A 21,659-nucleotide genomic window follows, 5' to 3' on the forward strand; every position below is an offset into this window, starting at 1 on the left:
TGGGCGCACATCGGTCAGAATGTGTGGGCGTATCGGATCTGGACGGCGTAATCCGTTTGCGCGCGGTTCTCGACGCCGGTCTCTTTATAGGTGTTCAACCAGAAGCCCTGGCCATCGCTGATTTTCCAGAACAGGCCCGGGCCAATGCCCAACACCTTTTCCCGAGAGTTGCTCAGCCGACCTCCGTTAACCTCGTCATCTGATATTTGCCTGAAGTAGTACCCGTTGATCCCGACGGATACGTTGGGGACCACTTCATACGAGGCCGTGAAGTTGGCCCACGCCGATTGTCCTGCCCGGGTGTCGCGCACAGGCTGGCCCTCGAAAAGTTGCGTCGAACTGCTCGCCGGATCGTTGTTCTTGAAGTTGTACAGGTAGTGCAGCCTCCAGCTCACTTCCCAACGAGGCGCCGGCATCCAGGTCGCGGCCCAGTAGGGGTTCAGAGAGAAGTAGTTGGAGCCTGGGTTCAGGTCTTTATGTTTATCGTATTTGCCGGTTGGAAGGATGGTGTCGAAAGCCAGACGCTGCACAAACACGGGCCTGCCGTGGGCGTCGACGATCGGGTCGAACTGGATCTGCGGCCCTACCGTGACATCACCAAGCCCTGTGCCGTTATCCTGGAGCTTGGCACCGTTGTCGCCAAAGTCACCGTCCAGGGAGATGATGGGCACCAATAAGCTCCAGCCCAGGTGTGCACCACCGCCGATGGTGTCGGGTGAGTAATAGCTCAGTTGGTTGATCAGCGAGATGACGTTGATCTTCGGATTGTCGAAGGCGCCATTATCCTTGCCTGCATTGTCCCTGATGCTGCGTGCGGTGCTGAATTTCAGATAGGTCAGGTGGGACAGACCGGGCGGCCCCGCGAAACCGTCGTAGAAACTGGTGCCGCCCAGATTGATACCGCTGGGTTCACTCACCGACGGTGGTGGAGGGCCCTCTGCTGCTGGTACGGCAAGCGATGCGAAGCTGAGTGCCAGGCATACTGGCAGGGATTTTTTCAGGCTCATCGAAGTGGCTCTATTCTTGGAATTGTGAGCCGGGGTAGCTCCCCTGGCACTTCGACTTTAATTCCCGGACGTTCGTGATGCTTGAGCACAGCGGCCAGAGTTGACTGAGAGCGCCATGATGCAAGGGGGGGCAGCGCGAAACCTGTGGGGGCGGGCTTGTCCCACATTCTGCACATCGTGTCAGTGCGCCAACGAAGTGGAATGCTTGCGGACTCACCGGTTCAAAAAGTCTGCCCCATGGAGAACTGGAACACTTGCGTATCAGCGTTCTCAGGCTTTTTGACCGGGAAGGCCAGGTTGAAACTCAACGGTCCCATCGGGCTGTACCACGTGACGCCGACCCCCACGGAACTGGCCAGTTGACCGAGGTCGACACCGTCGCAACCCTGGGTGGTGCTCAGGTAGCACTTGTTGGAGTAGACGCTGCCGACGTCCCAGAAAACCGAAGTGCGCAGGGATTTGTTGTCTTTGATGAAGGGCATCGGGAACAGGTATTCGACCCCGCCGGTAATGAGGATATTGCCGCCCAATGCGTCGGTGTCCCGATCCGAATAATACGCCTGGCCGGCACTGGCATAGGTGCCGGTGGCCGGGGTGTTGCGCGGGCCGAGGGTGCCGCTTTCAAAGCCGCGCACCGAACCTTCGCCACCGGCCGTGTAGTTTTCATAGAAGGGCAGGCCGTCGGTCGAGCCGTAGCTGTTGCCATAACCGAGCTTGGTGTGGAAACGCAGCGAAGTGGCGTTGCTCAGTGGCAGGAAGGTCTGCCCGGTGTAATCGATCTTGTAGAAACTCAGATCACTGCCGGGCACTGTCACCGTCAGATTGAGGTTCTGCGAATGTCCGCGGGTGGCCAGCACGCCCTTGTTCAGGGTCGATTCCGACCAGCCGAGGTTGGCCTTGAAGTTGTTGAACTCCTTGCCCTCGCGTGCAATGAAATCGTAGATCTCATCAGCACTGTAGGTGCCTGGCTCGATGTTGTCGTGTTGCACGGTCAGGCCGAAACTCAGCCGTGAGGTTTCATTGATCGGGTAGCCAAGTGAAGTGCCGGCGCCATAGCTGTTGATGGAGTAGTACGAAACGCCGTCACTGTAATAATCGCTGTAGTCGGTGGCGTTGTAGAACAGGTTGTAGCCCAGGCTCACCCCGTCCGGCGTGAAGTAGGGGTTGGTAAAACCGAAGTTGTACTTGCTTTGGTAGTCCGAGCGGGTCAGGCCCAGGCTGGCGTAGTTGCCCGTGCCCAGGAAGTTGTTCTGAGTGATCGAACCTCCGAGGATCAGGCCGGAACTCTGAGAGAAACCGACGCTAGCGCTAATCGAACCGGAGGCCTGCTCTTCGACGCTGTAGTTCACGTCAACCTGGTCGTCGACGCCCGCTACAGCCGGCGTCTCGACGTTGACTTCCTTGAAGAAGCCCAGTCGTTCCAGACGGGTCTTGGATTGGTCGATCAGGTAGGTCGATGCCCAGCCACCTTCCATCTGACGCATTTCGCGGCGCAGCACTTTGTCGTCGGTCTTGGTGTTGCCACGGAAGTTGATGCGGTTGATGTAGGCCCGCTTGCCCGGGTCGACCACGAAGGTGATATCGACGGTATGGTCGTCATTATTCGGGTTGGGGACCGCATTGACGTTGGTAAAGGTGTAACCCTCGTTGCCCAGGCGACGGGTGATCAAGTCCGAGCTGGTGGTCATCAGCTTGCGGGAAAACACCTGGCCTTTCTGAACCAGCAGTAGCGATCTGATCTGGTCTTCAGGCACTTTCAGGTCACCGCTGAGCTTGACGTCACGAACGGTGTACTTCGCGCCTTCGTTGATGTTGACGGTGATATAGACGTGTTTCTTGTCCGGGGTGATCGACACCTGGGTCGAGGTGATGTCCATGTTGATATAGCCGCGATCCAGGTAATAGGAGCGCAGGCGCTCCAGGTCACCGGAGAGTTTTTCGCGGGCGTACTTGTCGTCGTTCTTGAAGAACGACAGCCAGTTGCTGGTCTTGAGCTCGAACAGGTTGATCAGGTCTTCATCAGCAAAGACCGTGTTGCCCACCACGTTGATGTGTTGGATCGCCGCGACAGAGCCTTCGTCGATCTTGATTTTCAGGCCCACGCGGTTACGCGGTTGTGGGATCACTTCGGCATCGACCGACGCCGAGTAGCGGCCCTGAGCGACGTATTGGCGCTGCAGCTCGTTGCGCACGCCTTCGAGGGTGGCGCGCTGGAAGATCTCGCCTTCGGCCAGACCGGATTGCTTGAGGCCCTTCATCAGGTCTTCAGTGGAGATCGCCTTGTTGCCTTCGATCTCGATACTGGCGACCGAGGGGCGCTCGACCACCGTGATGATCAGCACGTCACCGTCGTGCCCCAGCTGGATATCCTGAAAGAAACCGGTCTTGAACAACGCACGGGTGGACTCCACCAAACGACGATCATCCGCTTCATCACCGACGTTCAACGGCAATGCACCGAATACGCTGCCGGCGGAAACCCGTTGCAGGCCATTAATGCGAATATCGGAAATTTTGAAGCCTTGGGCGTGCGCAAATGTGGCGTTGAGCAATAGTGCAGCCGAGCAGAGCAGGCGCGAAAAATTCATCAAGATCTTATCCAGAACACATCGACAAGCAGCGTAGGCGGGCGCGGATATCTCACAGCAAGACGAGTTACCGCGAAGCGAGCAGGCTGGTGGAGGTGAAGCATAAAAGCTCGGTGCGTTTGGTGCGGTTAACCAAGTGTCAAGTTAGGTAAAGGTTTGCCCGGGGCGATGACGCTGTGCAGCGCAAGGGCGATAATGCGCGGCCCCCACTCAAGAGCCCGCCATGATCTCTGTATTGCTCGTCGACGATGACCAGGAACTGACTGGAATGCTCAGCCAATACCTGGAGCGTGAAGGCTTCGAGGCGACCGCCGTGCACACGGGCGAGGAGGGTGAGATTCAAGCACTGTCCGGGCGCTACAGCATTGTGGTGCTGGACGTGATGCTGCCACGCCTGTCGGGTATCGAGGTGCTCAGGCGCATTCGCGCCGTGAGCCAGGTACCGGTGGTGTTGCTCACGGCCCGTGGCGATAACATCGACAAGATCACCGGCCTGGAACTGGGGGCCGATGACTATGTGCCTAAACCCAGTTCACCGGGGGAACTGGTGGCGCGTTTGCGGGCAATCATGCGTCGGGTGCAGCCGGCGGATCAGCCCACCACCGAAGTGATCAGGACCGGCCCGCTGGTCTTGTGGCCCGGCAAGCGCCAGGCCCAGTGGCAGGGGGGCGAGCTGGGGGTGACCAGTACCGAGTTCAGCCTGCTCGAAGAACTGGCCCGCTGTGCCGGGCAGGTGGTGAGCAAACAGGACCTGTCGCTCAATGCCTTGGGCTGTCCCTTGACCCGCTACGACCGGCGCATCGACGTGCACATCAGCAGCATTCGCCAGAAGCTCGGTCCGCGCCCTGACGCCAAGGCCTGGATTCAGAGCGTGCGTGGCCTCGGTTATCTGTTGATCGCCGAATGATGAAACCCAGTCGGCTGTTCTGGAAACTGTTCCTGGCGTTTTGGCTCGCCACCAGCCTGACGTTTCTGGTCGGGGTGGGCATTCTGGTACTGGGTAATCACGGGCCTGGCGATCCTCATTTGGAGGCCATCCTGGCCAGCGAGGAACAGCTGCTGCGACAATTCGGCGTCGAGTCGGGAAGGCAATTGCTGACAGTGTGGCGGCACCCCGGTGACGAAACCATTGGTGTCTATGACAGTGCCGGTCAACTGCTGGCTGGGTCGCCGGTTCCGCGGCCAGCGTTTGAGCGAACGGTCATCAGCAAGGACGGTCTGGCCCTCTCGCTCAGATCCTCACAGCCCCTTGGCAAAGAAGGTGAGCAAGGGCCGGGGCGTTCGATCCCGCTGATCATCGGCACGGTGATGAGTGCGCTGTTCAGCGGGTATATGGCGTATTACCTGGCGTGGCCGTTGGCCTATCTCAGGCGGGCGATGAGCGATGTGGCCAAGGGGCGCTTCGAAACCCGGGTCAAACCGATGATGGGCGGGCGCCGCGATGAAATCGTCGATCTGGCCGGGGACTGTGACCGAATGGCCAACCAGCTGAAACTGCTGGTGGAGGCCCAGCAACACCTGTTGCATGACATCTCTCACGAACTTCGCTCACCGTTGACGCGCATGCAAGCTGCCATCGGGCTGTTGCAGCAAGAACCGGCCCGCCAGGAAATGGTGGAGCGCATCCAGCGCGAATCGGTGCGAATGGATACGTTGATCGAGGCGTTGTTGACCCTGGCGCGCATGCAGGGCCGGCCCGAGAGTATCGACCGCGAGCCACTCGACATCATCGAGTTGCTGACGGTGATCGTCGAGGATGCTCAATTCGAGGCGGGAATGAAAGGTTGCCGGGTCAGCCTGCAGGCGTGCCCGGCCTTTGTCAGTCGGGTCAGCGGCGAGTTGCTGTATCGGTGTTTCGAGAACGTCATTCGCAACGCGGTGCGCCATACCAAACCGATGACGGCGGTTGTTGTGTCGGCTGAGGTCAATCTCGAAGCAGACTGCCTGACGGTGCGGATTACCGATCAGGGGGCGGGTGTTGAAAACGAGCGGCTGCTGAGCATTTTCCACCCGTTCGAGCGTGGCTTGAGCGAGGCCAGTGCCGGTTTCGGCCTGGGCCTGGCGATCGCCTCAAGGGCCGTGGAAATGCATGGCGGCACGATTGTGGCGCGCAACGAGCCGTCCGCTGGGCTGACCGTGGAAATCAGCTTGCCCCGTCAGGCGTGATCTTTACACGATATTACATTGGCTTGACGGCTCTGTACGCCTCGCCTCAGTAGACTTCCCGCTCAAACTTACGCAGCGTTTGCTGATGTTTCAGCGTGGAGGTGGGCATGTTTCTGGTTCATAAAAAGGGCTTTGTTTCCGGCAAGAAAATGGTCGACGGGCTGGTGCCCTATGACTTCTTTTGTGAAGACAATCCGGCCATCAATCTGTTTGTGTTTACGGGTTCTACCGCGCAGGGCAAAACGGTCGAGGAACAGACGCTCTGGGGCTTCACCCGGCTGGAGCGTTTCGAGGCGCTGACCAGCACCCTGGTATCGAACAAAAAAAATGATGGCTGGTTTCAAACGGTCAATGTGCTCACCGGGCCAGCCCAGAACGGCACCCAAAGCGTGAAATTTCAGCGGGTGCTGAAGATCATCAAGCATGCCGCTGTATCGAGCCGTGTCGCCGGCAAGGTGCAATACGAGATCCTCACGGATGACGGCGACACTTATTTCACCCGTCCGCCCGCGACAGCAGACAGCGCGCAAACCATCATCTATGTGGCAGAGCAATAACTCGTTAGTTAATAACCGCGAAGGTGTTTACTGGAAATACATCGCACCATACAATGAGAATCATTACTACTAACTCATTGAGTGCAACGTCTTGAGCCATCCCCACCTCTTTGCCCGCCGCAAGGTTTTCATCAAACACGCGCTGCCGACACTGTCCTGCGTGATGTTCGCCGGTCCTTTGTGGGCACAGGAACTGATTGAACTGCCGACCACGGATATTCAGGCGAGCCGCGTCAGTCAAGACACCAGCTACACCACCTCTCAAGCCAGCACCGCAAGCAAAAGCGATGTGCCGATCAAGGAGGAGGCGCAATCGGTCAATGTAGTAACCCGGCAAACCCTGGCCGACTATCAGGTGCGCTCGCTGGACGACGCGATGAAGTTCGTCAGCGGCGTCAGCCAGGGCAACACCCTGGGCGGTTCCCGGGACTCGTTGGTCAAGCGCGGTTTCGGCACCAACGATGACGGCTCGATCCTGCGCGATGGCGTGCGTTCCAACCTGGGGAAAAACTTCAGCGCCACGACGGATCGCATCGAAGTGCTCAAAGGGCCTGCGTCGATGCTGTACGGCGCGTTGGAACCCGGCGGGTTGATCAACGTGATCAGCAAGAAGCCTGAATACGCCCAGAGCACGACCCTGAGCGGCTCTGCCTACAGCGAAGGCGGCGGCACCATGGCCGTGGACACCACCGGGCCGCTGGGCGATACCGGCCTGGCCTATCGCCTGATTGCCGAACGCGGCCACGAGGATTACTGGCGCAACTACGGCGTGAACGAAAGCACCCTGATTGCACCCTCGCTGACCTGGACGGGCGAGCGTGCCAGCCTGACCCTCAGCTACGAATACAACGATTACTCCAAACCCTTCGACCGTGGCACGGTGTTCACCAATGGTCATCCGGCGGACATCGACTACGACAAGCGCCTCGACGAAAAATGGGCCAAAAGCGTCGGTATCCGTGAATTGGCTACCGCGCGTTTCGAGTATCAGCTGAGTGACGACTGGAAAACCCGCGTTACCTACGGCTGGAACAACGACCGCTACAGCCTCTCGATTGCCCAGCCGAGTTCGTTGACCGGCAACAACCTGCGACGTGCTGCCAACGGCGCTCACTACGACGATGAAACCCGTTACGCCAGCTGGGATTTCATCGGCCAGCAGGAACTGTTCGGCCAGCGCCATGACTTGCTGATCGGCGCGGACACCGAAGCGTCCGACCAATTCCGTGGCAAAACCTACCGTAATACCGCGCAGTCAGGTTTCGACATCACCTCGCCGGTTTATGGTCGTCTGGCCGAGCCGAGCCTTGTCAGTGCCAGCCAAAGTGACCTGAGCAACCAGCTGAATTCCAGCTCCGTGTACTTCAAGGATAACTGGCACCTCGATGACCGCTGGATCCTGGTTCTCGGCGGTCGCCAGCAGCATTACGATCAGTACAGCGATCAGGGCCGCGGCAGCAGCTACACCGTCAACCGCGACGATAACGGCGATGCCTTCGTGCCGTTCCTGGGGCTGGTCTACAAAGCCACCGACAGCTTGTCGCTGTACGGTAACTACAGCCGTTCGTTCAAGCCCAATACCCAAGTCGACGATGCCGGCCATACCTTCGATCCGGAGGAGGGCCGCAGTTATGAGGTCGGCGCCAAGTACGATCCGCTGCCGGGGCTGAACATCAACCTGGCGCTGTTCGACATCGAGAAGAAAAACGTCGTGACCACCCAGACGGTCGGTGGCGTCAGCCTCTCGGAGGCGGCGGGCAAAGTCGGCTCACAGGGCCTGGAACTGGACATCACCGGGCGTGTGGCCGAGCGCTGGGACCTGATCGGCACCTACGCTTACACTCACACGGAAATCCTCGACGATCCGGATGACGAAGGTCACCGCCTCGCCGATGCGCCGAAGCACACCGCAAGCCTGTACCTTACCCATCACCTGAATGTGCCTACGGAGTTCGGGGCCTGGCATGCGGGCGGCGGTGCGCGTTATGTCGGCGAGCGTGCGGCCAACAATGCCAACGATTTCTGGCTGAGCAGCTACACCGTCGCCGATGCCTTCGTGCGCTGGGAGGCGCCGATGTTCGGGTACAAGACTTCGCTGCAGTTCAACGTCGACAACCTGTTCGACAAACAGTACTACCCGTCCTCCACCGGCAGCCAACTGGCGGTCAATGTCGGAGAGCCGCGCACGGCACGCCTCAGCGCCAGCGTGACGTTCTGATCGCACTGTCTTGATGTGCCGCCCCGTTCTGCCCGTGGAACGGGGCGGTAGTCTTCCTTCATCTCGACGACGCTTCAGGCGTCGGCGAGCTGAAACCGATAACCCACCCCGTACAACGATTCAATTGGATGCTCCCCCGGGCAGGCTTGTTCGAGCTTACGCCGCAGATTGCGGATATGACTGTCGACCGTGCGGTCGGTGACCACCCGGTGATCGGAGTAGATCCGGTCGAGCAACTGATCCCGGGAAAACACCCGTCCCGGCGAGCGGGCGAGGGTGCTTAGCAGGCGCAATTCCAGTGGTGTCAGGTCCAGCGTTATGCCGTCGAGGGAGGCCAGGTACTGTTCTTCATCAATCTGTAGACGCGGTGGTGCAGACGTCAAAAGCTGAGGGCTGCGTCGCAGGATGGCTTTGACCCTGGCTACCACTTCACGCGGGCTGAAGGGTTTGCAGATGTAGTCGTCGGCGCCCAGGTCCAGTCCGAGCAGGCGATCCACTTCCTCGACGCGGGCGGTGATCATGATGATCGGTACGGCACTGAAACTGCGCAGTTCCTTGCACACTTGCAGGCCATCGCGTCCAGGCAGCATCAGGTCGAGCAGGATCAGCCGTGGCTCGCGGGCACGGACCGCCGGTACTACCTCCAGCCCGTTGTCCAGGCATTGGGTCGCATACCCAGCGGCGATCAGGTAGTCACGCATCAACGCGGCCAGTTTGGGCTCGTCTTCGACGATCAGGATCGGGTTGTCGTTGACCATGGTTCAGGCATTCCGTGGCAGGCGCAGGGTCAGCCAAAGGCCACCCAACGGGGAATGATCGGCACTGAGGCTGCCGCCATGAGCCAGGGCGATGCTGTGACAGATCGCCAGCCCCAGACCGGCGCCACCACTGGCACGGTTGCGTGAGGTTTCGCCACGGTAGAAACGCTCGAACAGACGCGGCAACTGATCCGCGTCGACCCCGGGGCCGGAATCCAGGAAATCGATGCGTACGTCGTCGCCATCGCTGGCCGCACGAATACGCAGCACACCGCCTTCATCGGTATAGCGCACGGCGTTTTCCAGCAGATTGCCGAACAGTTGCTGCAAGCGCTTGGGGTCGGCTTCCACTCTTAGGGGGGGTGTCGGCAGCTCCAGCTCCAAGCGCAAGTGCCGGGCATTGCAGCGTTCCTGGAACATCGCTGCGCAACTGTCCAGCAGCTCGTTGAGATCACATTCGCTCTTGCGGTAGGTCAGCGCACCCACATCGGCCAGGGACAGTTCATACAGGTCATCCACCAGTTTACTGAGCATGCCGACTTCGCCTTGCAGCGATTTCATCGACGACTGATCGAGCGTGCGCACACCATCCTCGATGGCCTCCAGCTCACCGCGCAACACTGACAGCGGGGTGCGCAGTTCATGGGACACATCGGCCATGAACTCCCGGCGCATTTTTTCGTTGCGCTCCAGCGTATACGCAAGTTGATTGAAGTCGCGGGCCAACTGACCGACTTCGTCATTGGAGGACACCGCCACCCGGTTGCTGTACTCGCCTGCGGCCAATCGATGCGTGGCCGCGGCTACTCGCTTGACGGGGTCAAGCAAAGTGCGGGCGATCCACCAGGCGATCAGCATTGCCAGCAGCAACGAGAACACGCCCACGGCCAGACTGGTGCGCAACAGGTACAGGCGAAAGCGTTCACCGCCGGCTTCGGTCACGTTCTGGAACGGCGTTACCGCCAGCCAGCCGACGGTTTTACCGGCCACCTCGATCGGGCGCATCAGGGCGTCGTCGGCAATCGCCGAGTAGCCCATGACCAACTGCTTTTGCTGGTCCAACAGAGCGATGCGAAACACCGCGCCGGTCAGGTCAGACGTGGGCAGGGTCGGCTGCTGCGGGTTGGTGAAGTCTACGCCCGGCTCCGGTCGCATGAGTTCGAACCAGCGATCCGGCTGGTTGCGCAGAAATTCCCAACTGCCTTCGCGCTCATAGGCGCTGGCCAGGCGCGGCAGCACTGGGGTCATGCGCAACAGAGCCTGTTCGTTGAGGTAATCGAGAAAGCCTTTGCCGAAGCTCCAGCCGTTGGCCAGCCCCATGCTCAGGATGACAAACAGCACACTGGCCAGTACCGCGATAAACAGTTTGGTGGAGATACTCAGTTTCATGGGCTCGGGCAGGTCGGTGAATGGCCCGCCCATTTAGGCCCTGGCGCGACGAAGATTCAAGGGCGGCAGGCAATCTTCAATTTTCCTGCACATTTGCCTCGCAGTATGGCGTCTGGCTTCAGCCACCCCGTCTTGCAGAGGCATTTATGTCGACCAAAATTCTCGCCAAATCCCTGGTAACCGCCGCGGTTTTACTGTCCTTGATCATTCTGGTGGTGTTGAGCGGTTGCTCCCCCGGCGCATCCGCGCCCGTGGTCGAACCGGCCAAGGTGTCAGTGATCACGGTGCAACCCCAAAGCCAGGCGCTGACCACGGAGCTGGCCGGGCGCACTCAGGCGTTCATGATCGCCGAGATTCGCCCGCAGGTCGGCGGTATCGTCCAGCAACGGCTGTTTGTCGAAGGCGCCGAGGTCAAGGCCGGGCAGGCGCTGTATCAGCTGGACGCGTCCTCATACAAGGCTGCATTGGCTGAAGCGCAGGCGACCCTGGCCAAGGCGCGCGCCACATTGAAGTCGGCTCAGGCCACGGCCAAGCGTGATGCCCAGTTGGCGAAGATCGATGCCATCAGCCAGCAGGACAACGAGGATGCCCAGGCCAGTCTGCTGACAGCCGAGGCTGAACTGCAAGTGGCCCAGGCCGGCGTGGATACCGCGCGCATCAACCTGGCCTATACCCGCATCAGCTCGCCCGTCAGCGGGCGCATCGAAACCTCGACGGTCACCCCCGGCGCACTGGTGGTGGCCAATCAGGACAGCGCACTGACCACGGTGCAGCAACTGGACCCGATCTACGTGGATATCACGCAATCGACCACCGAGCTGTTGCGCCTCAAGCGCGACCTCGCCAGCGGTGTGCTGCAAAGCAACGGCGAGGGCGAAGCGCGGATCAGTCTCAAGCTCGACGACGGCAGCACCTACGCCCATGAGGGCCGCTTGAAATTCAGCGGGGTCAGCGTCAATGAGGGCACCGGCACCGTGACCCTGCGGGCGGAAATCGCCAACCCGGACCGGCTGTTGCTGCCGGGCATGTATGTACGGGCGGTGCTGGAGCAGGCCCGGGACGATCAAGCGATCCTGATTCCGCAGCAAGCCGTGACCCGCAGCGCCAGTGGCGTGACGTCGGTGTTGCTGGTGGTCAATGGCAAGGTCGAACAGCGCGTGCTGACCATCGATCGCGCCGTGGGCAACCAATGGTGGGTCACCTCGGGCCTGACGGCGGGTGACCAGGTGATTGTCGAGGGCGGGCAGAAAGTGCGGGTTGGCGCCCCGGTGCTGGCGCAAAACCCGGGCACTCGCAGCCGCACGCGGCAATCGGCGCCGACTGCCATTGCGCAGGAGGGCTGAGCATGGCGCGGTTCTTTATCGATCGACCGATTTTTGCCTGGGTCATCGCCATTGTCATCATGCTCGCCGGCGCCTTGTCGATCAGCCAACTGCCGCTGGAACAGTACCCGGACATCGCTCCGCCAACGGTACGGATCTCCGCCACCTACACCGGCGCCTCGGCCGAGACCGTGGAAAACTCGGTGACGCAGGTCATCGAACAGCAGATGAAAGGGCTGGATAACCTGACCTACATGTCGGCCTCCAGCAGTTCGGCGGGCAGCGCCAGCATCAGCCTGACCTTTGCCGCCGGCACTAACCCTGATGTGGCGCAGATGCAGGTGCAGAACAAACTGCAACAGGCTGAATCGCGACTGCCGCAATCGGTGCAGAGCGAAGGCCTGACCGTGACCAAGGGCGGTTCGGACTTTCTGATGATTGCCGCCCTGGCCTCCGACAACCCAAGCGTCACCGGCACCCAGATCGGCGACTACATTTCCAGCACCTTGCTCGACCAGATCAGTCGAATCGATGGCGTCGGCGACGTGCAGACCCTCGGTTCGGGTTATGCCATGCGCATCTGGCTGGATCCGGCACTGCTGGAAAAGTATGCGTTGATGCCCTCGGACATCAGCAGCGCCCTGGAAGCACAGAACACCGAAGTGTCCGCCGGCCAGCTCGGTGCCTTGCCGGCGGTGGCCGGGCAACAGTTGAACGCCACTATCAGTGCCCGCAGCAAGCTGCAAACCGCCGAAGAATTTCGCAATGTGGTGGTCAAGTCCACCAGCAATGGGGCGGTGGTGCTGTTGGGGGATGTGGCGCGGGTCGAACTGGGCAGCGAAAGCTACGACGTGAGTTCTGCCCTCAACGGCAAACCTGCCGCCGCCATGGGCGTGCAGCTCGCCGCCGGGGCCAATGCCCTGAGCGTGGGTGAAGCGGTGAAGGCCAAACTCAAGGAACTGGAGCCTTTCTACCCTGCGCAAATGCAGCTCAAGAACGTGATCGCTTACGACACGACCCCCTTTGTCAGCCTGTCCATCGAAGAAGTGGTCAAGTCTTTAGGCGAAGCGATCGTGCTGGTGGTGCTGATCATGTTCCTGTTCCTGCAGAATCTGCGGGCCACGCTGATCCCGGCGATCACCGTGCCGGTGGTATTGCTGGGCACCTTCGGCGTGCTCGCGCTGTTCGGCTATTCAATCAATACCCTGACCATGTTCGCCATGGTCCTGGCCATCGGACTGCTGGTGGACGATGCCATCGTGGTGGTGGAGAACGTCGAGCGGGTGATGAGTGAGAAGGGACTTTCGGCGCTGGCGGCGACTCGCCAGTCCATGGCGGAAATCACCAGTGCGCTGATCGGCATCGCTCTGGTGCTCAGCGCCGTGTTTATTCCCATGGCATTTTTTGGCGGTTCCACCGGGATTATCTATCGGCAGTTTTCGGTGACCATCGTCTCGGCCATGCTCCTGTCGGTGTTGGTGGCGATGACCCTGACACCGGCCTTGTGTGCGACCTTGCTCAAGCCGTCCGATGCCCAGGGCCATGGTGCGCAAAGCGGCTTCTTCGGCTGGTTCAACCGCAGCTTCGAACGCAGCGCCTTGCGCTATCAACAATGGGTCGGCGGCATTTTGCAGCGTGGGCGTAGGAGCCTGCTGGTGTACGGGGTGATTTTGCTGGCGATGGGTGCTGGTTATGCCAGCCTGCCGACTTCGTTCTTACCGGACGAAGACCAAGGCATCCTCATGGCGCAGATCCAGTTGCCGGTGGGCGCCACTGATAGTCGAACTCAGGCAGTAATGAAGCAGTTCGAGAGCTACATGCTCGAACAATCGGAAGTCGAGGCGCTGATCAGCATCAGCGGTTTGGGCATGGGTGGCAACAGCCAGAATACCGGCCGGGCTTTCATCAAACTCAAGGACTGGAGCGAGCGATCGGGGAAAGGGCAGGACGCGGCTTCTATTGCCCAACGTGCAACCCTGGCGTTGGCGAGCATTAGCGATGCCAACGTGTTTGTCATGCAGCCGCCCGCTGTACGTGGCCTGGGGCAAAGTTCGGGTTTCGACCTGCAACTCAAAGACCTTGGCGGACTGGGGCATGACGCCCTGGTCGCCGCGCGGGAGCAGTTCATCGAGTTGGCGAAGAAAGACCCGCGGCTGCTGGGAGTACGCAGCAATGGCCTGGACGATACACCGCAGCTCAAAGTCAGCATCGACGATCGCAAGGCCGGCGCCTTGAGTCTGAGCACCAGCGACATTAACAGCACCTTGTCCACCGCGTTGGGCGGCACTTACGTCAACGACTTCCTCAACCAGGGGCGGGTGAAGAAGGTCTACGTGCAGGGCGAGGCGTCGGCGCGGATGCAGGCGGCCGACCTGGAGCACTGGTTCGTGCGCAACAGCAAAGGTGAGATGGTGCCGTTTTCCTCGTTCGCCAGCAGCGCGTGGAGCTATGGCTCGCCGTTGCTGGAACGCTACAACGGCAACGCCTCGCTGGAGGTGGTCGGTGATCCGGCACCGGGGGTGAGCGCCGGGGTTGCGATGGATGCGGTGGAAGCGATCATCAAACAACTGCCCGAAGGCATCGGCTACGAGTGGACCGGGCAGTCATATCAACTGCGCTTGTCCGGCTCCCAGGCGCCGCTGCTGTACGGGATCTCGGTGTTGTTTGTGTTCCTCTGCCTGGCGGCGTTGTACGAGAGTTGGTCTGTGCCGTTTTCGGTAATGCTGGTGGTGCCGCTGGGGGTGGTCGGCGCGGTGCTGGCGACCCGCTTCAGTGGTTTGAGCAACGACGTGTACTTCCAGGTCGGGCTGTTGACCACGGTGGGACTGGCGGCGAAGAACGCGATTCTGATCGTTGAGTTTGCCAAGCACCTGCAAGAGCAGGGCAACAGCCTGCGGGACGCGACACTGACTGCCGTGCGCCAACGCCTGCGACCGATCCTGATGACGTCTTTGGCCTTCATGTTCGGCGTGTTGCCACTGGCATTGAGCTCCGGCGCCGGTTCTGCCGGGCGCCAGGCCATCGGCACTGGCGTGCTGGGGGGCATGTTCAGCGCCACCGTGCTGGGGATCTTCTTTGTGCCGCTGTTTTTCGTGCTGATCCGTCGTCGTTTCGGTCGCGTATCCACCGCAACAACCGCCAACCCAACCGCGCAGAAAGGTGATGCATGATCAAGTTTCATTGGCCCTTGTTGGCTGCTCTGGTGTTGCTCAGTGGTTGTGTCAATCTGGCGCCGCAGTATCAGCGCCCCGAAGCGCCGGTCGCCGGGCAATGGTTGCCGTCGACCAGCGTGGCCTCAGGCGATTCGGCGGCGGATATTCACTGGCAGCAGTTTTTTACCGACAGTCGCCTGGCGCGCTTACAGACCCTGGCGCTGACCAACAACCGTGATTTGCGTCTGGCCAGCCTGAACATCGAAAAGGCCCAGGCTCAATATCGCATTCAACGGGCGGCGGCGTTTCCCACCATCGATGCAGGAGTCAGCGGCACACATAGCCGCACGTCCAGCAGCGGCACGGCGAGCACCAGTCATGAGTACAGTGCGCAACTGGGGCTGAGCAGCTATGAACTGGATGTGTTCGGGCGAGTACAGAACCTTCAGGACGAAGCGCTGGAAGACTATCTGGCACTGACCGAAACCCGGCGTAGCACCCAGATCAGCCTGGTGGCTGAAGTGGCCACGGCCTGGCTGACGCTGGCGGCGGACAATGAGCGTTTGCAACTGGCCCAGGAAACCCTGCGCAGCCAACAGGCAACCTACGAACTGAACCAACGCAGCCATGCCTTGGGCGGTTCTTCCGGCTTGGCCCTGGCCCAGGCGCAAACCACTGTGGAGTCGGCCCGAGGCGATGTGGCGGTCTACGCCAGTCAGATTCTCCAGGACCACAATGCCTTGCGCTTGCTGGTCGGCAGCGATATTCCCGATGAACTGCTGCCCGGCGCGAGCCTGCAATCGGTCGCGCTGCTGGTTCAGGTGCCGGATGAGTTACCGTCCAGTCTTTTGCAACGGCGCCCGGATGTGCTGGCCGCCGAGCACACCCTCAAGTCGGCCAACATCGATATCGGCGCGGCCCGTGCGGCGTTCTTCCCGAGCATCAGCCTGACCGCCAACGCCGGTTCTGCGAGTTCGGCCTTGTCCGGTCTGTTCAAGTCCGGCAGCGGCGCCTGGACCTTCGCCCCGAGCGTCAGCCTGCCGATCTTCGATGCCGGCAGCAATCGCGCGACACTGGATGCGGCCAAGGTCGAGCGTGAAATTCAGGTGCAGACCTACCAGCAAACCTTGCAGACCGCCTTCAAGGAAGTGGCCGATGCCCTGGCGGTGCGCAGCACCCTGGACCAACGTCTGACGGCCCAGCAAGCCTTGACCGACGCCAGCCGTAAAAGCTTTGAACTGGCCGACGCGCTCTATCGCGGCGGCTCGCAAAGCTACCTCGAAGCGCTGGACGCCCAGCGTTCGTTGTACAGCGCCCAACAGGACCTGATCACCCTGCGTCTGGCCGAGCAGAGCAACCGGGTGACGTTGTACAAGGTAATGGGGGGCGGCTGGAATTAATGTTCGCGATCAGGCCCGCCCCCCTGGATCAGTGCCCGCCCACCACCATATGGCTAAACGGCGCCACATACGCCTGCAACGTCACCAGCCCGCCGACCAGAATCGCCAGCACCACGGAGTGGAAAAACACGTAGCGCAGGATTTCCCCTTCATGGCCGTACCAGCGGGTGGCGGTGGACGCGACCACGATCGACTGGGCGTCGACCATCTTGCCCATGACCCCGCCAGAACTGTTCGCGGCGGCCATCAGCACCGGGCTCAGGCCCAGTTGCTCGGAGGTCACCCGTTGCAAGCCGCCGAACAGCACGTTGGAGGCCGTGTCCGAGCCGGTCAGGGCCACGCCGAGCCAGCCGAGCAGGGTGCCGAACATCGGGTAGAAAATGCCCGTTGCGGCGAAGGCCAGGCCCATGGTGGCATCGAGGCCCGAGTAGCGGGTGAGAAAACCCAGGGCGAGCATCGCCACAATGGTGGTGAGCGAATAGCGCACCACCCACAGCGTTCGCAGGTAATGGTGCAGCAGTTGCGGGATTGAGTACCCCATCAGCAGCCCGCCGAGGATCGCCGCGAGCAAGATGCCGCTACCGGTGCTGGTGAACCAGGTGAACTTGTAGATCGCGTCCTCGGCTTTCGGTGCGGGCACCACCGGCGGGACCTTCTCGATCTGTTGATGAATCGTGGTGAAGGTCACGCTCGGGGCAAAGATCGGGTTGGCCTCGCGCATCGGTTTGCCCTGCGGATCAAGCTTGGCCGAGTGGGTTTGCGGATCCATGGCCGGGCGGGTATCGAACAAGTTTTTGAAGCCCTGGGTGCCCCAGGCGAAAACGAACACCGTGAGGATGATCCACGGCATCCAGGCGCGCATAACCGCGGGTTTTGCATCGCTGGCAAAGGTCGCGCTGGCGACGGGTTTCTGGTCATGCTCCTGGGCTATTTTGGAGTTGTCGACTCGCCCTGACAGGGCGGCCGAGGTATGCACCGTGGCTGGTTTCCAGACCCTGAGGAAACCAGTCAGGCAGGCCATGGAAATCAGCGCTGCGATCACATCCACCAGCATCGGCCCGTGGTAGTTGGAGACGAGGAATTGCGGTATGGCGAAGCTGACGCCGGCAACCAGAATCGGCGGCCAGATTTCCAGCATCTTGCGCCATCCGGCGAAGGCCCAGATCAGCCAGAACGGCACGATCACCGAGAAGAACGGCAACTGCCGACCGACCATCATCGACAGCTCCATTTCATCCAGCCCGGTCACTTTGGCCAGGGTGATGACGGGCGTGCCCAGAGCACCGAACGCCACGGGCGCGGTATTGGCAATCAACGCCAGGCCAGACGCGGCCAGGGGTGAGAAACCCAGCCCGATCAAAATGGCCCCGGTTACCGCCACGGGAGTGCCGAAACCGGCGGCCCCTTCGAAGAAGGCACCGAAGCAGAAGGCAATCAGCAGCAATTGCAGACGTCGGTCGTCGGTGATGCGCGCCAGGGAGTCTTGCAGCACTTTGAACGAGCCGTTCTCGGTGGTCAGCCGATGCAGGAAAATAATGTTGAGCACGATCCAGCCAATCGGCAACAGACCGTTGGCGGCGCCGAACAGTGCGGCCGAGCCCGCCATGTTCGCGGGCATGCCGAAGGCGAAAATCGCGATTAGCAAGGCCGAACCCAGGGCCAACAACGCCGCCAGATGCGCCTTGATGTGGAAAAACGCCAGGGAAACCAGCATCACCACCACCGGCGTCGCCGCCATGAGGGTTGATAGCACCGGGTTACCGAAGGGGTCGTAGATTTGCTGCCAGACCATTTTCCACCTCTGCTTTTTATTGTGGGTAGCGCGGGGAAGGTGGCTTGAGTATAGGTGGCAATACGCTGCTGTCCTGGCGAGTGCTTGCCAGCCCTACGATGCGCTTTAGGTTTCTAGACCCTCCTGACGTGCGCTCCTTTCGACCATCGCCACGATCGTTTCGAAGAGTTCGTCCTGTGCCTGCTCTGCGGTGATTTCTCCGGTCGCGGCGGCATGGGACAGCGCCTCGGCGGCACCGAGCATCGCCCGAAGACTCGCTGGCGCGATATCACCGGTTCCGGCGAAGGGGAGCAGGGCGTTGCGGCACTTGCCCATGAAGATCGCTTCGTACTCGCGCTTGATCTTTTCCAGCTCGGGCGAGCTCGTCAGCGCCGCGATCACACCCGGGATCTCGCGGCCCTGAAGCAGAACGCAGTCGACATAAGACGAGGCGATGACCGTTGCCTTACTGGCCAGTGTCGGTTCACTGGCTTCAAGCGCGGTATCCATGAGCGCGGTCTGACGTGCGTCGAACTCCTGATAGAGCACCGCCAGCAACCCGGGGCGGGTGGTGAAGTGATCGTAAACCACCGGTTTTGTGACCCCCGCCTGTTCGGCGAGCCGGCCAAGCGTCAACGCGTCCGTACCTTCCTCTCGAACGAGTTGCCAGGCGACATCCAGCAACTGGCGCAGGCGCTCCTCCCGCGACATCCGCCGGCGCGGTTGCGGACTGGAATCTTGCTCGGGTGTTTCGGTGCTTGACATGGCTATATACCAAAAGTAGCTTACTGAGCGTAACTTACCAAGAGTATATAAGGCTCGTCTTTCACCCTCAATCACTCATTCCGTAGCAGGAGATTTTGTTATGCACGCGCTCATCGTTGTGGCTCACCATGACCCCCAATCGCTTACCCATAGCCTCGCGAGGCACGTCGCTGAAGGTGTATCCGAGGCGGATGCCGACCACTCTTTCGAAATTGCGGACCTCTGGGCGCAAGGGTTCGATCCGAGATTCGGCGCGGCCGATCTCGCCGTCCATCACCGTGAAGCACCGCCGCCCGCCGATGTGGCCGCCGAGCAGGCGCGAATCGATCGCGCCGATGCGCTGGTGCTGGTTTATCCGGTTTATTGGTGGTCGATGCCGGCGCTGCTCAAAGGCTGGATCGACCGTGTGTTCGCCAATGGCTGGGCGTTCGATTTCGCGGCGGATGCCAGGTTGGAGAAGAAGCTTCGCCATCTGCGGGTTCATCTGGTGGGTGTTGGCGGTGCCGACGCAGGAACCTATGCGCGCCACGGTTATGCCGACGCCATGAAGACGCAGATCGACCATGGGATCTTCGATTATTGCGGTGCTTGCGTGGTGACGTCCGAGTTGCTGCTCGAATCGGAAATCCAGGAACCGACGGTTCATTTGCAGGCTGCGCGCACGATCGGTCGTGAGCTTTTTGCTGCCTCCGGGCGCCGCGACGCGGAGCAGGATGTTCAGCGTTGCCGAGCGGTCAGCGCCGAGGCTTTTTGACAGGCAAAAAAAGAGCCTCAAAGCTCTTTGATGGGGAGGAAGTAGAGCCGAGAGGCTCAAGATGCGCATGAAACAAGGGGTGGGCTTATTGGGGTTCAGTTCACCCACCACTTACGCAACGGCTTAAACCTCCAACCGCTGCGTACCACTATCGTAGGAAGCCGTGGTTTAGCACTCAAGTACCATTAGTCTGCTGAGTCTGGCCGGCCTGCCTGGTGTTGAATCACCCTTTTGATTTTCAACTACCCCTGCCTGAACACCAACGCCTTCAACCCACACTCAACATCGGCATCGGGAAACTCCGGCGGATTCTCCAACCGTTGCTCAAACCGCAGGCTCGGTGCTTCGCGAGTGACGCCGTCGATGAGGAAGTCCGCGCCAAAAGCCGGGTCGTTCATGCAGGCCAAAACCGTGCCCTGGGGGCTGAGCAGTTCCGGGAGACGGCGCAACACGCGCTGATAATCCTTGGTCAGCAGGAAACTGCCTTTCTGAAAGGACGGTGGGTCGATGATCACCAGATCATAAGGGCCGCTATTGATCACTTTGCCCCAGGACTTGAACAGGTCGTGGCCGAGAAAGCTCACCTTGCTCAAGTCATGGCCGTTGAGCCGGTGATTGTCGCGACCACGGCTCAGGGCCGCGCGGGACATGTCCAGGTTGACCACATGGGTAGCGCCTCCCGCGATGGCGGCCACTGAAAACCCGCAGGTATAGGCAAACAGGTTCAGCACCCGCTTGCCGTCAGCATTGGCCCGCACCCAATCGCGGCCGTAGCGCATGTCGAGAAACAGGCCGGTGTTCTGTTTGCGGCCCAGGTCCACGCGATACTGCAGGCCGCCCTCGGTGATCGTCATTTCCTCGATCGGCTCCCCGATCAGCCATTCGGTGGTGCTTTCCTGCAAATAGCGATGTTGCAGCAGCAAGGTATGCGCGCCTGAGGCTTTCCACGCAGGCGCCTGCGTGATCGCCATCAGTCGCTGCTTCAAATCATCCAGTTGCGACGCTTGCGGCTCCTTGAATACGCAGACCAGCACCACGCCCTGGAGCCAGTCGACGGTCAATTGCTCCAACCCCGGCCAGCAGCGGCCACGGCCGTGGAACAGCCGACGGGTTTCTGCGGGGGCTGTCGCAAGCGCAGTGAGCAAATGGTCGTGGAGGATGGAGAGGGCATCTGGATTCATCGGGCAGGGTCGGTCATGTGGAAAGGGCGGCATTTTAACCACAATTATGCGCGGACAAACGGTCATGTTTAGCGGCCTGGAACGGAGAATGCCCTGGATAGGTGTATCAAAAATGAATTTTTCGCGAGGTCCGCTGTTCATACCTGTAGGTGGCGGATTTGAGCCTGCGAAACTATTTGCGCAATCAGGGAGTGGCACAGTCATGAGTCCAGCATCAACGGCGGGCGCGCGCTTGTCTGGCGGATTGATTCTTGTGGTTGAGGACGACCCGTTGATCCTGGAGTTTCTTTGCGAAATTCTTCAGGAGGAAGGCTTTGCGGTTGAACCACAGATCAGCGCGGACGCCGCATCGCAGTTTCTGGAACAGCACGCCCCGCAAGTGAGGTTATTGCTGACGGACATCACCATGCCGGGCAAACTCAATGGCGCGGACCTGGCCAATCAGTTTGGCGACCGTTGGCCAGACAAACCGATCATGATCATGTCCGGCTTCGAAACTCCGAAAAGCTCCGGGGTCAAGCATCCGGTTTCGTTCATCAAGAAACCCTGGGCGGTGGGGCAGTTGCTCGATTGTGTGCAACGCGCCTTGCAGTCGACCCGAACCCTGTAGGCGCTGGTGTACATTAGCTGA

General features: G+C 60.5%; 16 protein-coding genes. 9 read left to right on the top strand and 7 right to left on the bottom strand.

Translation table 11 applies throughout. The annotated features are described in order from the left end of the window. Nucleotides 1-14: 14 nt before the first annotated feature. Nucleotides 15-1,007, bottom strand: coding sequence for a SphA family protein (locus AC07VO_RS00090; RefSeq protein ID WP_064617557.1), 993 nt, complete (start codon nucleotides 1,005-1,007; stop codon nucleotides 15-17). 221 nt (nucleotides 1,008-1,228) lie between these two features. Next, a complete protein-coding gene (gene bamA / locus AC07VO_RS00095) occupies nucleotides 1,229-3,595 on the bottom strand; it encodes an outer membrane protein assembly factor BamA (protein ID WP_064617559.1) in 2,367 nt (788 codons plus the stop codon). 223 nt (nucleotides 3,596-3,818) lie between these two features. On the opposite strand from bamA, the gene AC07VO_RS00100 reads away from it, so the two are divergent. From AC07VO_RS00100 to AC07VO_RS00115, 4 genes are all read left to right on the top strand, one after another. Then, nucleotides 3,819-4,502 (top strand): response regulator transcription factor, encoded by a 684-nt coding sequence (locus tag AC07VO_RS00100; protein WP_138867430.1) that lies wholly within the window; start codon nucleotides 3,819-3,821, stop codon nucleotides 4,500-4,502. Next, the gene (locus AC07VO_RS00105) at nucleotides 4,499-5,761 is read left to right on the top strand and encodes a HAMP domain-containing sensor histidine kinase (RefSeq protein WP_192350327.1); all 1,263 of its coding nucleotides are present in this window, start codon (nucleotides 4,499-4,501) and stop codon (nucleotides 5,759-5,761) included. The genes AC07VO_RS00100 and AC07VO_RS00105 overlap by 4 nt, the downstream gene beginning before the upstream one ends. Before the next feature lie 107 nt (nucleotides 5,762-5,868). Further along, nucleotides 5,869-6,318 (top strand): hypothetical protein, encoded by a 450-nt coding sequence (locus tag AC07VO_RS00110; protein ID WP_138867432.1) that lies wholly within the window; start codon nucleotides 5,869-5,871, stop codon nucleotides 6,316-6,318. Between the two features lie 91 nt (nucleotides 6,319-6,409). Then, nucleotides 6,410-8,536 carry a TonB-dependent siderophore receptor gene (locus AC07VO_RS00115; RefSeq protein WP_192350329.1) on the top strand — a complete coding sequence of 709 codons (2,127 nt, stop codon included), beginning with the start codon at nucleotides 6,410-6,412 and terminating at the stop codon, nucleotides 8,534-8,536. A gap of 74 nt (nucleotides 8,537-8,610) precedes the next feature. Here AC07VO_RS00115 and AC07VO_RS00120 read toward each other — a convergent pair whose 3' ends face one another. Beyond that, the gene (locus AC07VO_RS00120; protein ID WP_018928958.1) at nucleotides 8,611-9,294 is read right to left on the bottom strand and encodes a response regulator; all 684 of its coding nucleotides are present in this window, start codon (nucleotides 9,292-9,294) and stop codon (nucleotides 8,611-8,613) included. Between the two features lie 3 nt (nucleotides 9,295-9,297). Next, a complete protein-coding gene (gene baeS, locus AC07VO_RS00125) occupies nucleotides 9,298-10,716 on the bottom strand; it encodes a sensor histidine kinase efflux regulator BaeS (RefSeq protein ID WP_192350331.1) in 1,419 nt (472 codons plus the stop codon). A 113-nt stretch (nucleotides 10,717-10,829) separates the two neighbouring features. On the opposite strand from baeS, the gene AC07VO_RS00130 reads away from it, so the two are divergent. The 3 genes from AC07VO_RS00130 to AC07VO_RS00140 are packed head-to-tail and all read left to right on the top strand — an operon-like array spanning nucleotide 10,830 to nucleotide 16,557. Continuing rightward, nucleotides 10,830-12,026, top strand: coding sequence for an efflux RND transporter periplasmic adaptor subunit (locus tag AC07VO_RS00130; protein WP_064617570.1), 1,197 nt, complete (start codon nucleotides 10,830-10,832; stop codon nucleotides 12,024-12,026). A 2-nt stretch (nucleotides 12,027-12,028) separates the two neighbouring features. Next, entirely contained in the window at nucleotides 12,029-15,175 is a 3,147-nt protein-coding gene (locus AC07VO_RS00135) for an efflux RND transporter permease subunit (protein ID WP_192350333.1), read from the top strand. Continuing rightward, a complete protein-coding gene (locus AC07VO_RS00140; RefSeq protein ID WP_192350335.1) occupies nucleotides 15,172-16,557 on the top strand; it encodes an efflux transporter outer membrane subunit in 1,386 nt (461 codons plus the stop codon). Before AC07VO_RS00135 ends, AC07VO_RS00140 begins: the two co-directional genes overlap by 4 nt. Before the next feature lie 28 nt (nucleotides 16,558-16,585). Here the strand turns inward: AC07VO_RS00140 and AC07VO_RS00145 are convergent, their stop codons facing one another. Together AC07VO_RS00145 and AC07VO_RS00150 are read right to left on the bottom strand one after the other, a co-directional pair. Beyond that, entirely contained in the window at nucleotides 16,586-18,349 is a 1,764-nt protein-coding gene (locus tag AC07VO_RS00145) for an L-lactate permease (protein WP_018928963.1), read from the bottom strand. Between the two features lie 105 nt (nucleotides 18,350-18,454). Beyond that, entirely contained in the window at nucleotides 18,455-19,093 is a 639-nt protein-coding gene (locus AC07VO_RS00150) for a TetR/AcrR family transcriptional regulator (RefSeq protein WP_192350336.1), read from the bottom strand. 100 nt (nucleotides 19,094-19,193) lie between these two features. On the opposite strand from AC07VO_RS00150, the gene AC07VO_RS00155 reads away from it, so the two are divergent. Continuing rightward, nucleotides 19,194-19,847, top strand: a complete 654-nt coding sequence (locus tag AC07VO_RS00155; RefSeq protein ID WP_018928965.1) for an NAD(P)H-dependent oxidoreductase — start codon at nucleotides 19,194-19,196, stop codon at nucleotides 19,845-19,847. Between the two features lie 242 nt (nucleotides 19,848-20,089). Here the strand turns inward: AC07VO_RS00155 and AC07VO_RS00160 are convergent, their stop codons facing one another. Then, a complete protein-coding gene (locus tag AC07VO_RS00160) occupies nucleotides 20,090-21,028 on the bottom strand; it encodes a class I SAM-dependent methyltransferase (protein WP_192350337.1) in 939 nt (312 codons plus the stop codon). A gap of 202 nt (nucleotides 21,029-21,230) precedes the next feature. Here AC07VO_RS00160 and AC07VO_RS00165 point away from each other — a divergent pair, with 202 nt between their 5' ends. Next, nucleotides 21,231-21,638 (top strand): response regulator, encoded by a 408-nt coding sequence (locus tag AC07VO_RS00165; protein ID WP_192350338.1) that lies wholly within the window; start codon nucleotides 21,231-21,233, stop codon nucleotides 21,636-21,638. The last annotated feature ends 21 nt before the right edge of the window (nucleotides 21,639-21,659 follow it).

It is taken from the genome of Pseudomonas sp. GW821-FHT03E01 (assembly GCF_059420765.1).

Excerpts from the sequence above, each read along its gene's own strand:
- AC07VO_RS00090 (WP_064617557.1), bottom strand. The coding sequence starts at position 1,007 with ATGAGCCTGAAAAAATCCCTGCCAGTATGCCTGGCACTCAGCTTCGCA.
- bamA (WP_064617559.1), bottom strand. The coding sequence starts at position 3,595 with ATGAATTTTTCGCGCCTGCTCTGCTCGGCTGCACTATTGCTCAACGCC.
- AC07VO_RS00100 (WP_138867430.1), top strand. The coding sequence starts at position 3,819 with ATGATCTCTGTATTGCTCGTCGACGATGACCAGGAACTGACTGGAATG.
- AC07VO_RS00105 (WP_192350327.1), top strand. The coding sequence starts at position 4,499 with ATGATGAAACCCAGTCGGCTGTTCTGGAAACTGTTCCTGGCGTTTTGG.
- AC07VO_RS00110 (WP_138867432.1), top strand. The coding sequence starts at position 5,869 with ATGTTTCTGGTTCATAAAAAGGGCTTTGTTTCCGGCAAGAAAATGGTC.
- AC07VO_RS00120 (WP_018928958.1), bottom strand. The coding sequence starts at position 9,294 with ATGGTCAACGACAACCCGATCCTGATCGTCGAAGACGAGCCCAAACTG.
- baeS (WP_192350331.1), bottom strand. The coding sequence starts at position 10,716 with ATGGGCGGGCCATTCACCGACCTGCCCGAGCCCATGAAACTGAGTATC.
- AC07VO_RS00130 (WP_064617570.1), top strand. The coding sequence starts at position 10,830 with ATGTCGACCAAAATTCTCGCCAAATCCCTGGTAACCGCCGCGGTTTTA.
- AC07VO_RS00135 (WP_192350333.1), top strand. The coding sequence starts at position 12,029 with ATGGCGCGGTTCTTTATCGATCGACCGATTTTTGCCTGGGTCATCGCC.
- AC07VO_RS00140 (WP_192350335.1), top strand. The coding sequence starts at position 15,172 with ATGATCAAGTTTCATTGGCCCTTGTTGGCTGCTCTGGTGTTGCTCAGT.
- AC07VO_RS00145 (WP_018928963.1), bottom strand. The coding sequence starts at position 18,349 with ATGGTCTGGCAGCAAATCTACGACCCCTTCGGTAACCCGGTGCTATCA.
- AC07VO_RS00150 (WP_192350336.1), bottom strand. The coding sequence starts at position 19,093 with ATGTCAAGCACCGAAACACCCGAGCAAGATTCCAGTCCGCAACCGCGC.
- AC07VO_RS00155 (WP_018928965.1), top strand. The coding sequence starts at position 19,194 with ATGCACGCGCTCATCGTTGTGGCTCACCATGACCCCCAATCGCTTACC.
- AC07VO_RS00160 (WP_192350337.1), bottom strand. The coding sequence starts at position 21,028 with ATGAATCCAGATGCCCTCTCCATCCTCCACGACCATTTGCTCACTGCG.
- AC07VO_RS00165 (WP_192350338.1), top strand. The coding sequence starts at position 21,231 with ATGAGTCCAGCATCAACGGCGGGCGCGCGCTTGTCTGGCGGATTGATT.